Genomic DNA, 13,589 nt, shown 5'->3' with positions numbered 1-13,589 from the left:
AGATGTCACAGAGCCACCAGCAGCCCGCCCTGCCGAAGTGCCCGGGCTGCGAGGAACCGCCGGCTGCGGGCGATCTGTTCTGCGGGGTGTGCGGCTACGACCTCTCGGCCGTTCCGGCGCGCCCCGACGACCGGCCCACGATGGCCATCACCGTGCCTCCGGCGGCTCCGGCCGCTCCGGCCGCTCCGGCGGCCGGTGCGGTGCGGTGGCCCGCCGCCGAGGAGACCTACAGCTCGGACGTGCCCGCGCCCGTGGTCCGTCCGGCGGACGTGCCCGGGACGGACTCGGGCGGCAGGCCGCTGACGGGGCCGGACACGGCGTCCGGCCGGGGCGCCGCGTCGCCGCCCGAGCCGGCGTCGGCGGGTGGGCCGGAGGCCGCGGCCGCCCGGGCGCGCCACGACCACCGGGCGGACCCGGGCGGTGCGGAGGCCTCCGGGGACTTCGCGCTGGCCGCGCCCGATCCCCGGACGGCGGAGCACACCGCCGCGCCCGCCGCCGCTGCCGCCCCCGGGGCGAAGGTCTGTGTGGCCTGCCGCTCCGGCCGGGTGGACCCCGACGGCTACTGCGAGAACTGCGGGCACGCCCAGCCCCGTGAGCGCGACCACATGGAGCAGGAGCTCGACGCGGTGGCCGCCGTCAGCGACCGGGGCCTGCGCCACCACCGCAACGAGGACTCCTTCGCCGTGTCGTCCACCGCGCTGCCGGACGGCTCGCCCGCCGTCGTCGCGATCGTCTGCGACGGCGTCTCCTCGGCCAGCCGTCCCGACGAGGCCTCGGCCGCCGCCGCGAGCGCCGCCAACGAGGCGCTGCTGGAGTCCCTGCCGCGCGGTACGCATCCGCAGACGGCGATGCACGAGGCGATCGTCGCCGCGTCCGAGGCGGTCAACGCCCTGGCGCAGGAACCGGCCGGGGCGCGGGAGCACGACGCGCACCGCCACCAGAACGCCCCGGCCTGCACCCTGGTCGGCGCGATCATGGCGGGCGGTCTGCTGATCGTCGGCTGGGTCGGCGACAGCCGGGTCTACTGGGTGCCGGAGGACCGGACCCGGCCGACCGCCCGGCTCACCGAGGACGACTCCTGGGCCGCGCAGATGGTGGCAGCCGGCCTGATGAACGAGGCGGAGGCGTACGCGGACGAGCGCGCCCACGCCATCACGGGCTGGCTCGGGGCCGACGCGTACGAACTGGAGCCGCACACCGCCGCGTTCAAGCCGGACCGGCCCGGCCTGGTCGTCGTGTGCACGGACGGTCTGTGGAACTACGCGGAATCCGCCGAGGAGATGGCGGCCGCCGTCCCGGCCGACGCTCAGGAACAGCCGTTGCGCGCGGCCCAGATGCTCGTCGGGCACGCTCTCGACGGCGGGGGCCACGACAACGTAACAGTGGCGCTTCTGCCGTTCGCCGTACGGCCGCAGGGGGCAGGATCGGCCTGCGACACCGTTTGAGCCGGTTCCCCGTCCTTGCCCCGACCCCGTGTCAGCCGCTCGCGTCCCCTCTTCGCCTGATCCCCTGTGGAGCCTCAAGGAGCCGACCAGATGGCCAACTTCTCCAAGTCGAACGTGCCGCAGTTCTCCGTCGAGGTGTACCAGAACGCGTTCCTGCCCGAGGGCGGTCGTGAGGTCAACGCGATCGTCACCGTGACCTCGACCGGCGGTGGCACCACCGGTGGCATACCGCTGGCGGGTTCGGCGCCGGCGCCCGCGTACGAGCCTGGGCGGGGCCCCGACGCGGCCGTGGTGCTGATGGTCGACTGCTCGGGCTCGATGGACTACCCCCCGACGAAGATGCGCAACGCGCGCGACGCGACGGCGGCGGCCATCGACGCCCTGCGCGAGGGCACCCGGTTCGCGGTGGTCGCCGGGACCCATGTGGCCAAGGACGTCTATCCGGGCGACGGGCGGCTCGCGGTCGCCGACCGGCAGACGAGGGCCCAGGCCAAGGAGGCCCTGCGGAAGCTGAGCGCGGGCGGGGGCACCGCGATCGGCACCTGGCTGCGGCTGGCCGACCGGCTGCTGGGCGCCGCCGAGGTGGACATCCGGCACGGCATCCTGCTGACCGACGGCCGCAACGAGCACGAGGCGCCCGAGGACCTGCGGGCGGCGCTGGACTCCTGCGCGGGCCGGTTCACCTGCGACGCCCGCGGAGTGGGCACCGACTGGGAGGTGAAGGAGGTCACCGGCATCGCCGCCGCCCTCCTCGGCACCGCCGACATCGTCGCCGACCCGGCGGGCCTGGCCGCGGACTTCACGCGGATGATGGAGAACGCCATGGGCAAGGAGGTCGCGGACGTGGCGCTGCGGCTCTGGACGCCGGTGGGGGTGGAGATCCGGTTCGTGAAGCAGGTCGCGCCGACCGTCGCGGACCTGACCGGGCGGCGGACCGGGGCGGGCCCCCGGGCCGGGGACTACCCGACCGGTTCCTGGGGCGACGAGTCGCGCGACTACCACGTGTGCGTCCTGGTGCCGGAGGCCGGGATCGGCCAGGAGATGCTGGCCGCCCGGGTCTCGCTGGTCCTGCCCGACCCCTCGGGCGCGGGCGCCCCGCAGACGCTGTCGCAGGGGCTCGTACGGGCCGTGTGGACGGACGACATGGTGGCCTCGACCTCGATCAATCCGCAGGTCGCGCACTACACGGGTCAGGCGGAACTGGCACAGGTCATCCAGCAGGGCCTGGACGCACGCAAGTCCGGCGACTTCGACGGCGCGACAGCGAAACTGGGCCGGGCGGTGCAGCTGGCGTCGGCGTCCGGGAACCAGGACACTGCGAAACTGCTTTCGAAGGTGGTCGACGTCGTCGATGCCGCGACAGGTACTGTGCGACTGAAGGCGAAGGTTGCGGAAGCGGACGAGATGACCCTCGAAACGCGCTCCACCAAGACCGTTCGCGTCAAGAAGTAGCACGGCACGGTCGTCGGACGACCGCCGGGCCGTGAGCACAGAGCAACCCTACGTATGCGTTGGGCAAGAACGCCCGCGAACGACAGCATGACGGCCTCCGGGGCCGGAAGAGGAGAGGGGGAAGCGCCGACATGCCGACCTGCCCGAACGGACACCAGTCGGGTTCCGAGGACTGGTGCGAGGTCTGCGGACACCGCATGGCCACCGGCGGTGCGCCCGCGGGCGCGGTGCCCCCGCCGCCTCCTCCGCCGCCCGCGCCCGGTTACGGCTACCCGCAGCAGGGTTTGGACGGTGGCCGGCCCACCATGCAGGCGGAGCTGTGCCCGCAGTGCCGCACGCCGCGTGAGGCGATGGCGCCGTACTGCGAGGAGTGCCGCTGGAACTTCCTCACCAACACGGCGACCTCCTACACCCCGCTGGCCCCGCAGCACGGCGTACCCGGCGGGCCTCCGCCCGGCCTCAACCTGCCGCCCGGATTCCAGGCACAGGGGCCCGGCTCCGGCGGACCCGGCGGGCAGCCCGGCCCCGGTGGACCCGGCGCTCCCGGGGGCCAGGGCGGCCCGCCCGGTGCGCCCCAGCCGCGCGACCCGTTCGACTACCAGGGCTCGCGCCCCTCGCAGATGAACCGTCCCGCCGAGCCGCTCGCCCCCGAGCAGAACGGTCCGCACGGGAACGGCGGTCCGCACGGGAACGGCGGCCAGGGCGGGAACGGCGGTCAGGGCGGGCCTCCGCCGCAGGCGTTCCACCAGGGGCCCCCGCCGCCGGTCTCGTTCCAGCAGGGCCCTCCGCCGCAGCAGCAGTCCGGGCCCCCGCCGTTCGAGCCGCAGCAGTCGGCTCCCTCGACGCACTCGCCGTTCGAGTCCCAGCAGTCGGCTCCCTCGACGTTCGAGCCCCAGCAGGCCTCGCCCTTCGCGCCGCCGCAACAGCAGCAGCAGTCGCCCGGGCCGACCGCCGGAGGGGATGACTGGCTGCTGCCGCCGCCCTCCCAGGCCCAGCAGCCCCATCAGTCGCAGCCACCGCAGGCGTTCCAGCGGTCCGCCCCCCACCAGGGCCGACCCCACGGACAGGACCAGGGGCAGTGCCAGGACCAGGGGTACGACCAGCAGGGCCTGCCGGGCCAGCAGGGTCACGGTCCGCAGCACGGCCAGGACCAGGGCTACGACCAGGGTCAGCAGCACGGCGGGGTGCCCGGTCAGGGCCGACCCCAGCAGTCCGCCTCCTGGACCGCCGTGATCGCTCCCGACCGCGCGTACTTCCTCGCGATGATGCAGCGCAGCGGCCCCGAGGCGACCGGGCTGAACCTGCCCGCGTACTCCCCGGAGCAGCGCCTTCCGCTCACCGGGAGCCAGATCACCATCGGGCGTCGCCGGCACAGCACCGGCGAGTCCCCCGACGTCGATCTGTCGGTTCCCCCGGAGGACCCGGGCGTCTCGCACCAGCACGCGGTGCTGGTGCAGCAGCCCGACGGCGGCTGGGCGGTCGTGGACCAGAACTCCACCAACGGCACCACGCTGAACGGCGCCGAGGACCCGATCCAGCCCTACGTCCCCGTACCGCTCCAGGACGGCGACCAGGTGCACGTCGGGGCGTGGACGACGATCACGGTGCGCCGGGACTGACAGGACCGGTCGACGCGCGGCGCCTCACCCGGCGGCGAGCGGCCAGGTGTACGGGCCCTGCGGGTCGTCGAGCCAGGCCCACTGCCGGCCCTGGCCGACCGTGATGCCGTATCTCTGCCGCCGCGGGCGCTCCTCGCGCTCCCAGAGGGAGAGTGCCTCGTGCGGATCGAGGGTGCCCGCGGTCAGGGTCAGGAGGAACCGGAACAGGTCGTCCCCGGCGACCCGGCGCGGCAGTCCGCTCAGGTGCGGCAGCGCGCCGGGCCCCGGGAGCGCGCCGCGCAGCGGCACGAAGTACGCCGGGGTGGGCAGGAAGTGCCCCTCGGCGCACGGCCCTTGCTCCGTCGCGCGGACCTGGAGCAGGACCAGGCCGGTGGCGAGCGGCGCGAGGATGCGCGCGCCCGGGCGGCACTGTTCCGGCCAGCTCCCCGGTACGGACGGCAGGGTGCAGGTCGCGATGATCCGGTCGTACGGGGCGCGCCGCGGGCAGCCCCGTGCCCCGTCGCCGGTGACCACTGTGGGGTGGTAGCCGGCCGCCGCGAGGTGGCGCCGGGCGGACTCCGTGATCTCCGGGTCCAGGTCGACGCTGGTCACCGCGGAGTCGCCGAGCCGGTGGGCGAGGAGCGCCGCGTTGTAGCCGGGGCCGGTGCCGATCTCCAGGACCGTGTGCCCGTCCCGGACGTCGAGGGCGTCGAGCATCAGGGCCATCAGGGACGGCTGGCTGGAGGACGAGACGAGTTCGCCGTCCTTGAGGCGGGTGGCCAGCGCTCCGTCCGCGTACACCCCGCGCAGCCAGCGGGAGCGCCGTTCGGGATCGGGGTCCTCGCCCCAGAGGCGCTCGAAGCCCCGGATTCCGTGCACGTAGTAGAACGGCACGAACAGATGGCGGGGCACCTCGGCGAAGGCCGCGTGCCAGGCGGGGTCGTTGAGCTCGCCCCGCGCGGCGATCTCCCGCACGAGGGCTTCCCGCGCCGCGTCGGCCCCGGCGTCGGACGGGGAGGAACCTTGCCGGTGTGCACCCATGTCTCCACTGTCCTGCGCCGGGGCCGTGCGGGCGAGCGGCCGAACGGGCTTTTCGGCCCTTGGTCCTAGGACCGCCGTCCTCGGACGGCGCGTCTGCGACCATGGACGGGTGACTGAGATTCCGCGCGACACGCTTCAGGAGCAGACCTTCTACGAGCAGGTCGGCGGCGAGGCGACCTTCCGGCGCCTGGTCCATCGCTTCTACGAGGGCGTGGCGGGCGACGAGCTGCTGCGGCCGATGTATCCGGAGGAGGACCTGGGGCCGGCCGAGGAGCGGTTCGCGCTGTTCCTGATGCAGTACTGGGGCGGCCCGCGCACCTACAGCGACCACCGGGGTCACCCGCGGCTGCGGATGCGGCACGCGCCGTTCCGGGTGGACCGGGCGGCGCACGACGCCTGGCTCGCCCATATGCGGGTCGCGCTGGACGAGCTGGGGCTCGCGCCCGAGCACGAGCGGCAGCTGTGGGACTACCTGACCTACGCGGCCGCCTCGATGGTCAACACCGCCGACTGATCAGCGTCAGCCGCGGCGTCGGCACCAACAGCAGCGTCGACTGATCACCCGTGCACGATCCGTGACCGGACAACTCCGGAATTCGACACGCCATCTCCGCATAACGATCACGATCGCATCAAGGTGTGCCTGCAAGCGGTTACCAGACCCTGTCGCCTCTGAAAGCATCACCGGTACGTCGGGGGGCGTGCGCACGCGGTGTTTCCGGGGCTGGGGGATCAGGTGACGGGTTTCGTCCTTCTGCGGGTGAGGGCTCATCGCCTCCTGCTGTCCGCGGCCGTCCTGGCCGTCCTGCTGACCACCTCCGTCCTGGCCGCGCTCACCGCGTTCTCCAGTTCCGTGGGCGACGCGGCCCTGCGCCACTCGCTCACCCACGGGTCGGCCGCCTCCGCCACCCTCGTCGTCTCCGCGTCCGTGGACCACGAACAGCGCGCGGAGGCCGACGACGCCGTCCGCAAGGCCTCCCGCGACGCATACGACGGGCTGCCCGTGACCGTGGGGAAGCTGGAGAGCTCGGGGTCGTACGCGCTGCCGCGGAGCCTCCAGGACCCGGCCGCCCGGCGGGGCAAGGAGCCGGACCTCACCCACTTCGCCGCCCTCGACCCGAGCCGGGTGCGGATCACCGGGGGCAAGGCGCCCGCGGCCCCCGGCGGCGCGGGTCCCGTCCAGGTCGCGCTGCCCGTCGTCGCCGCCGAGGCGCTGAAGCTGAAGCCCGGCGCGCGGCTCACCCTCACCGACCGGCTGCACGACAAGAAGCAACGGGTCCTGGTCACCGGCGTCTACGAGGCCGCCGACCAGTCCGACCCGTACTGGCAGCTGGACCCGCTCGGCGGGCGCGGGGTGCGCAAGCTCGCCTTCACGACGTACGGCCCGCTGCTCACCGCTCCCTCGATCCTCGCCTCCGGTGTGCTCGCCGAGGGCGCGACGTCCTGGCTGGCGTCCGCCGACTTCGCCGAACTGACCACCGGCTCGATGGAGGGGCTGCGCGAGGCGTCGGCCGACGCCCCGAAGGCCCTGACGGCCGCGCCGGTGTTCGCCTCCGGGGTCACCGCGCGGACGTCGCTGCCCACCGTGCTCGACCAGCTCGACCGGGCGCTGCTGGTCTCCCGCTCCACACTGATGATCGTCGCGGTGCAACTGGTGCTGCTCGCCGCGTACGCCCTGCTGCTCGTGGCCCGGCTGCTGAACAACGAGCGTGACGGGGAGCGCGAACTGCTGCGGGCCCGGGGCGGTTCGCGGGGCCGGATCACTTCGTTCGCCGCGATCGAGGCACTGTTGCTCGCCGTGCCCGCCGCGGTGGTCGCCCCCCTGCTCGCGGGCCCGCTGACCGGGCTGCTGGCCGAGCGCAGCGCCCTCGCCCGGATCGGGCTGAAGGTCCAGGAGGCGTCGACCGGCACCGTGTGGCTGGTCTCCGCGGCGGTCGCGCTGGCCTGCGCCCTGGCCGTGGTGGCTCCGTCCCTGACGGCCGGGGCGGGTGGGCGCGGGACCCGGGCCGCTTCGCTGCCGGGCCCGGTGCGGGCCGGCGCGGACCTCGGGCTGCTCCTGATCGCGGCGGTGGCGTACTGGCAGTTGGACCGGCAGTCCGGCAGCGGGGCGCTCAGCGGCGACCAGGCGGGCAACCTCGGGATCGACCCCCTGCTGGTCACCGCCCCCGCGCTGGCACTGCTCGCCGGGACCGTCCTCACGCTGCGCCTGCTGCCGCCCGCCGCGAAGCTCGCCGAGCGGCGCGCGGCCAAGGGCCGGGGGCTGCCCGCGGCCCTGGCGGGCTGGCAGTTCAGCCGGCGTCCGTTGCGCGGGGCGGGGCCGGTGCTGCTGCTGGTCCTGTCGGTCGCGATGGGCATGCTGGCGATCGGGCAGAGCGCCTCCTGGAACCGCTCGCAGTCCGACCAGGCGGACTTCGGCTCCGGCGCCTCGGTCCGGTTCGTGGGCGGGCACGGGAGCGGTCCGGCGACGGCAGGCTCGTACAGCGCCCTGGAGGGGGTGCGGCAGGCGGCCCCCGCCTACCGGGCCGACGTGGAGGTCTCCGGCGGGCGCACCGCGGAGGTCCTCGCCCTGGACACCGCGCACGCCGACGAGCGGATGCTGATGCGCTCCGACCTCGCCGACGGGAGCCCGCGGGAGCTGTTCGGGGCCATCGCCCCGGAGCGGGCCCCGCGCCCCGGGCTCGTACTCCCCGAGGACAGCACCCGGTTGAAGCTGGACCTGCGGATCACCTCGGTGTCGAAGCCCGCCGGGGACAGCCTGTACCCGGACCCGGATCCGCCGGTGGTCACCGTGCTCCTGGAGGACCGCTACGGTCTCCCCTACCGCGCCCTGGCCGGTCCCGTGCCGGTGGACGGCAGGCCGGTCCCGGTGTCCTTCCCGGTGTCGGCGGCGGGCGGTCTGGCCGTGATCGGCATCGAGGTGGACGCTCCCGCGCCGTCCGACTACGCACGCGAGCACCGGGTCTCGGTGAGCGACGTGCGGGTGGTCGCCGGGTCGGGCGCCGAACGCCCGGTGCCGGCACCCGAGTCGCTGCGCTGGGACGCGGCCATGACGCTCACCGAGTACGGCGAGGACCGGCCGGGCAAACCGCCGGTGCGCAACGGCGCGTCGGGCCTGCCGGACTTCACGTACGACACCGGCGTGGACAACGAGGAGAACTGGGAGCCGACCAGCGGCACCCTCAGGGTCACCGCCGCCCGGCCGAAGGCCGCCGCCGTCAAGGCGGTGGTGACGGACGCCTATCTGAAGAGCACCAACGCGAAGCTGGGCGACGAGATCGACGTCACCCTCGCCGGGAACACCGTCCGGGTGACCCTGGCGGAGGCGGTGCGCCGGCTGCCGACCACCGAGGCCGACGGGGCGTCCGGCGCCCCGGAGCCGGTGGCGGGCGGCGGCGCGCTGCTGCTGGACCTCAAGGCCGTCACCGAGGTCCTGGCCCACCGGCCGACGGCCACGATCGAGGCGACCGAATGGTGGCTGAGCGCCGCCCCGGGCGACGCCGCGAAGGTGGCGGCCGCCCTGCGCGCCCTGCCGGACACCGATCCGGCCCAGGTGCTGGTCCGGGCGGAGGCCGCCCAGCGGCTGATGGACGATCCGCTGGGGGCGGGGCCGCAGTCGGCGCTGCCGGCCGTGGCGGTGGTCGCCGCCGCGCTGGCGGCGGTCGGCTTCGCGGTCAGCGCCTCGGGGTCCCGGCGCGAACGCTCCGCCGAGCTGGGCGTGTTGCGGGCGCTCGGCGCGCCGCGCCGCCAGCTGGCCCGCATGATCGCCGCCGAACAGGGCGTACTGATCGCGCTCGCCCTGCTCATCGGGCTCGGCATCGGCACGGTACTGACCCGGGCCGTCGTTCCGCTCATCGTGCTGACCGGACAGGCCGACCGGCCCGTTCCGGCGGTGCTGGTCGACCTGCCCGCCGGGCAGGTCGCCGCGCTGCTGGCCGGGGTCGCCGCGCTGCCGCTCGTGATCGTCGCGTCGATGGCGCTCCGCCGCGGGGACCCGGCGGTCACACTGCGCCACCAGGGGGACCACTGACATGCGTCACGACAACCGGGCGGCCACCGCCCCCTGGATCCGTACCCGGCTGCGTACCGCGCCCGGTGCGGCGACGGCACTCGCGGTTCTGGTGCTGGTGACGGCGTTCCTCGCCGCGGCGTTCCCGCGGGCCGTGGACGCGTACGAGACGAAGGGGCTGCGCCACGACGTCCGGACGGCGGACGCGGGCCGCAGCGTTCTGGAGGTCGCCCGCCCGCAGCCCGGGCTGGAGCTGCCGCAGGCGCAGCGGGACGCCGAAGTGCGGAGCCCCGAACTGGGACGGGTCGGGGCCGGGCTCCTGAAGGAGCTGCCCGCACCGCTGCGCGCCGACGCGTCGTCGGTCGCGTACGGGGTGCGCACCACGAAGCCGGCCCTCGCGGACGAGCCCTGGCTGCCGAGGCCCGACGCGGTTCCGCCGAAGCTCTCCTACGTGGCGCAGTCGGGACTGAAGGACCACGCCACCCTGGCCTCGGGCGCCTGGCCCACAACACCGCGGGAGGTCACATCGGACTCCCGTGAGGTGCAGGGCGCGGTCACCGAGGAGACGGCGGCCGAGCTGAAGGTGAAGGTCGGCGCGACCGTCGAGCTGCTCACCGCGGCCCAGGAACCCATCACCGTGACCATCACCGGCATCGTGGCCCCGCGCGATCCGCGCGGCGGTTACTGGTCCGCCGATCCGCTGCTGCGCACCCCGTCCCTGGTGCCGGACCCCGAGGCCCCCTTCCCGGTGTACTACTGGACGGGCACCGTCCTGCTGGCCGAGGACGCCGGTCCCGCGCTCCTGAGCACGGCCGCCGAGCCGGTCCTCTACTGGCGGATTCCGCCCGACCCGGCCGGGCTGACCGGCCGCGACGGCGCCCGGCTCACGTCGGTCATCGCCTCGCTGGAGAGCGGCCCCGGGCTGCTGAAGGTGCGGGAGACCGCCGGGGAGACCGCGGTGTTCGCCACCGGACTCGGCCACATCGTGGAGGCCAACGCGCGGATGCGCGACGCGATCAGCCCCGTGATCGCGGTCGCCGCCCTCGGCATCGGCTCCGTGGCCGCCGTCGTGCTGCTGATGACGGGGGCCCTGATCGCCGCCCGCCGCCGCGGCGAACTGGCGCTGATGCGCTCACGCGGCGGATCGCTGCGCGGCATCGGCGGCCGGTTGCTCGCGGAGACCGCGGTGACCGTGCTGCCCGCGAGCGCGCTCGGGCTGCTGCTCGCGGTGCTGGCCGTGGGCGATGGCCGGTGGTGGCCGGGAGCGCTGGCGGCCACCGGCGTCGGCCTCCTGGTCTGCGTCGCCCTGCCGCTGCGGACGACGCTCCAGCACATCCGGCCGACGCTGCACGGGGCCCGCGAGGACATGGTGAGCGCCCGGCCCTCGCGCCGGCGGACCGTGGCCGAACTGACCCTGCTCGTGCTGGCGGCCGGGGCGGTGACGGCGCTGCGCCGTCGCGGTACGTCGTCCGACACCGGCACCGACCTGCTGGTCAGCGCCGCGCCGGTGCTGGTCGCGCTGATCGCGGCGCTGGTGCTGGTGCGCCTCTATCCGCTGCCCCTGCGGCTCGCCACGCGCCCGATGGCCCGGCTGCGCGGGGCGATCGGCTTCCTCTCGCTGGCGCGCGCCGGCCGTTCCTCGGCCGGCGGGGCGCTGCCGCTGCTGGCCCTGCTGCTGGCGCTGGCCACGGCGGCGTTCGGCGGCTCGGTGATCGCCGGCGTCGGGGACGCGCGGGACGACGCGGCGCTGGCGGCCGTCGGCGCGGACGCCAGGGTCAGCGGCGTGGGCGAGCAGACGACGCTGCCGGACGAGCTGGTCCGCACGGTGCGCGACCTGGACGGCGTACGGGGCGTGGCACCGCTGCGGATCGAGCACAGCGTGGCCCTGCCGGAGGCCGTGGGCGGAGACGGCGGAGCCAGCGGGGACGGTGCCGGTACGGATACGGGTACGGGTACGGCTACGGGCAGCGGCAGCGGCGAGGACGTGGGGGCAGCGGCCATCGTGGGCGTCGATCCCGCCCGGTACGCCGAACTGGCCCGCGCGACCGGGCTGCCGGCCTTCCCGGCCGCCCGGCTGAAGGCCACCGGCCCCTCGGCCCCCCTGCCCGAGGGCGCGGAAGCCGGCCAGGACCGCGTCCTGCCGGCCATCGCCTCCCCGGCGGTGGCGGCCCGCCTGGGCAAGGAGCCGCAGGCGCTCGACACGCTGTCCGGCAACTTCAAGGTCCAGGTCGTGGGGACCGCCCCGCGCGTCGCCTCCGTCTCCACCACGAACTTCCTGATCGTGAACTCCGCCGCCCTGGAACAGCAGGCGCCCACCACGCTGCTCCTCACCGGCGCACCCGATCCCGGGAAACTGCACGCGGCGGTCGAAGGAAGCGGCAAGGAGTACGCCGCGCATCTGCGTTCCGAGGAGCGCGCGCGGTACGTGAACACCCCGATGCAGGCGGGGGCCGAGCGGATCTACCTCGCGGCCGTCGTGGCGGGCGCCGGATACGCGCTGCTGGCCGTCCTGCTGTCGCTGCTCCAGACCGCGCCGGAGCGCAGGACACTGCTGGCACGGCTGCGCACGATGGGGCTCACCACCGGGCAGGGCAGGCGGCTGCTGGCCTTCGAGGCGACTCCGCAGGCGCTGCTGGCGGCGGGCGGTGGACTATTCACCGGCTGGGCCACCATCGCCCTGCTCTCCCCCGGCGTCGATCTGGTGCCGCTGGCGCTCGCGGGCGTCGCCGGATCGGACACGAGCCCCGTACCCCTGCGCACCGACCTCTGGTCGCTGGGGCTGCCGGCCGCCGGGGTCGTGGCGCTCGCCGCCGCGGTCGCGGGCGTTCAGGCGTGGTGGGCGAGCCGCCGCGGATCGATCACCGAACTCAGGGCAGGAGACTCCCGATGACCTCGTCCACCGAGACGGACGGCACGGCCCGCGCGGCCGAAACGACGCTGGCGGAGCTGGAGCAGCGGGCCGCGGCCCGCCGGGACCGCCCTTCCTACGGGCATGACGCGCTGATCGCCTGCGACCGCGTGGTGCGGATCTTCACCACGGACGGGGTGGAGGTGCAGGCCCTCCAGGGCCTCGACCTGCTGGTCACCGAGGGCGAGTTGATGGCTCTGGTGGGGGCGTCGGGCAGCGGCAAGTCGACGCTGATGAACATCCTGGCGGGCTTGGACGTGCCGACGGCGGGGTCGGCGAAGGTCGCGGGCTGCGATCTGCTGTCGATGGGCCCGAAGGAACGGCTGCGCTACCGCCGGGACGTGGTCGGCTTCGTCTGGCAGCAGACCGCCCGCAACCTCCTCCCGTATCTCACCGCCATCCAGAACATCACCCTGCCCATGCAGTTGCGCGGTGGCGGCGGCAAGCGCGAACGGGCCACCCGCGCCGAGTCGTTGCTCACCATGCTCGACATCGCGGACTGCCGCGACCGGCGCCCCCAACAGCTGTCCGGTGGGCAGCAGCAGCGGGTGGCCATCGCGGTGGCGCTGGCCAACTCCCCGTCCGTGCTGCTCGCGGACGAGCCGACCGGGGAGCTGGACTCGGCCACCGGGGAGCAGGTCTTCGCCGCGTTCCGGCGCGCCAACGAGGAGTTGGGGACCTCGATCGTGATCGTCACCCATGACCAGGCGGTCGCGAGCGAGGTGCGGCGTACGGTCGCCATCCGCGACGGCCGTACGTCCTCCGAGGTGCTGCGCCGCACGGAGGTGGACGCGGCGACGGGCCAGGAGTCGCAGGTGGCCCGGGAGTACGCGATGCTCGACCGGGCGGGGCGGCTCCAGCTGCCCGCGGACTACACGCGGACGCTGGGCATGGAACACCGGGTGCTGCTGGAGCTGGAGCAGGACCACATCGGCGTCTGGCCGGACGCGCACGGGGCGGGCCCGGAGGAGCCGGGCAAGTAGGCCGGCACTCACGGCGGCGACACCGGGTGCGCCCGTGACGTCGATCAGCGGACGTCGAGGGGCGCGGGGCCTTCGGGTCAGCGGACGTCGAGGGGCGCGGGGCCTTCGGGTCAGCGGACGTCGAGGGGCGCCAGGCCTTCGGGTCAGCGGACGTCG

The 13,589-nt window shown here is 74.9% G+C and carries 8 protein-coding genes; 7 read left to right on the top strand and 1 reads right to left on the bottom strand.

The window, feature by feature from the left end; all coding sequences use genetic code 11:
* Window positions 1-2: 2 nt before the first annotated feature.
* From AC3CH1_RS24840 to AC3CH1_RS24830, 3 genes are all read left to right on the top strand, one after another.
* Entirely contained in the window at window positions 3-1,445 is a 1,443-nt protein-coding gene (locus AC3CH1_RS24840) for a PP2C family protein-serine/threonine phosphatase (protein ID WP_488464952.1), read from the top strand.
* 90 nt (window positions 1,446-1,535) lie between these two features.
* Window positions 1,536-2,897 carry a vWA domain-containing protein gene (locus tag AC3CH1_RS24835; RefSeq protein WP_488464951.1) on the top strand — a complete coding sequence of 454 codons (1,362 nt, stop codon included), beginning with the start codon at window positions 1,536-1,538 and terminating at the stop codon, window positions 2,895-2,897.
* Window positions 2,898-3,028: 131 nt separating this feature from the next.
* Window positions 3,029-4,516, top strand: a complete 1,488-nt coding sequence (locus tag AC3CH1_RS24830; protein ID WP_488464950.1) for an FHA domain-containing protein — start codon at window positions 3,029-3,031, stop codon at window positions 4,514-4,516.
* A gap of 24 nt (window positions 4,517-4,540) precedes the next feature.
* Here the strand turns inward: AC3CH1_RS24830 and AC3CH1_RS24825 are convergent, their stop codons facing one another.
* On the bottom strand, window positions 4,541-5,536 hold the full coding sequence (locus AC3CH1_RS24825; protein WP_488464949.1) for a methyltransferase domain-containing protein: 996 nt from the start codon (window positions 5,534-5,536) through the stop codon (window positions 4,541-4,543).
* Between the two features lie 109 nt (window positions 5,537-5,645).
* Here AC3CH1_RS24825 and AC3CH1_RS24820 point away from each other — a divergent pair, with 109 nt between their 5' ends.
* The 4 genes from AC3CH1_RS24820 to AC3CH1_RS24805 all read left to right on the top strand — a co-directional run bounded on the left by AC3CH1_RS24820 (window position 5,646) and on the right by AC3CH1_RS24805 (window position 13,433).
* On the top strand, window positions 5,646-6,050 hold the full coding sequence (locus AC3CH1_RS24820) for a globin (protein ID WP_003969111.1): 405 nt from the start codon (window positions 5,646-5,648) through the stop codon (window positions 6,048-6,050).
* A gap of 222 nt (window positions 6,051-6,272) precedes the next feature.
* Entirely contained in the window at window positions 6,273-9,563 is a 3,291-nt protein-coding gene (locus AC3CH1_RS24815; protein ID WP_488464948.1) for an FtsX-like permease family protein, read from the top strand.
* A gap of 1 nt (window position 9,564) precedes the next feature.
* Complete coding sequence (locus AC3CH1_RS24810) at window positions 9,565-12,432, top strand: ABC transporter permease (RefSeq protein WP_488464947.1); 2,868 nt, start codon at window positions 9,565-9,567, stop codon at window positions 12,430-12,432.
* Window positions 12,429-13,433 (top strand): ABC transporter ATP-binding protein, encoded by a 1,005-nt coding sequence (locus AC3CH1_RS24805; protein ID WP_488464946.1) that lies wholly within the window; start codon window positions 12,429-12,431, stop codon window positions 13,431-13,433. Before AC3CH1_RS24810 ends, AC3CH1_RS24805 begins: the two co-directional genes overlap by 4 nt.
* The last annotated feature ends 156 nt before the right edge of the window (window positions 13,434-13,589 follow it).

The organism is Streptomyces sp. MGP-P1, assembly GCF_057766565.1.
Note: the sequence above shows the minus strand (reverse complement) of the source record. Positions and strands in the feature narration are given on the sequence as shown.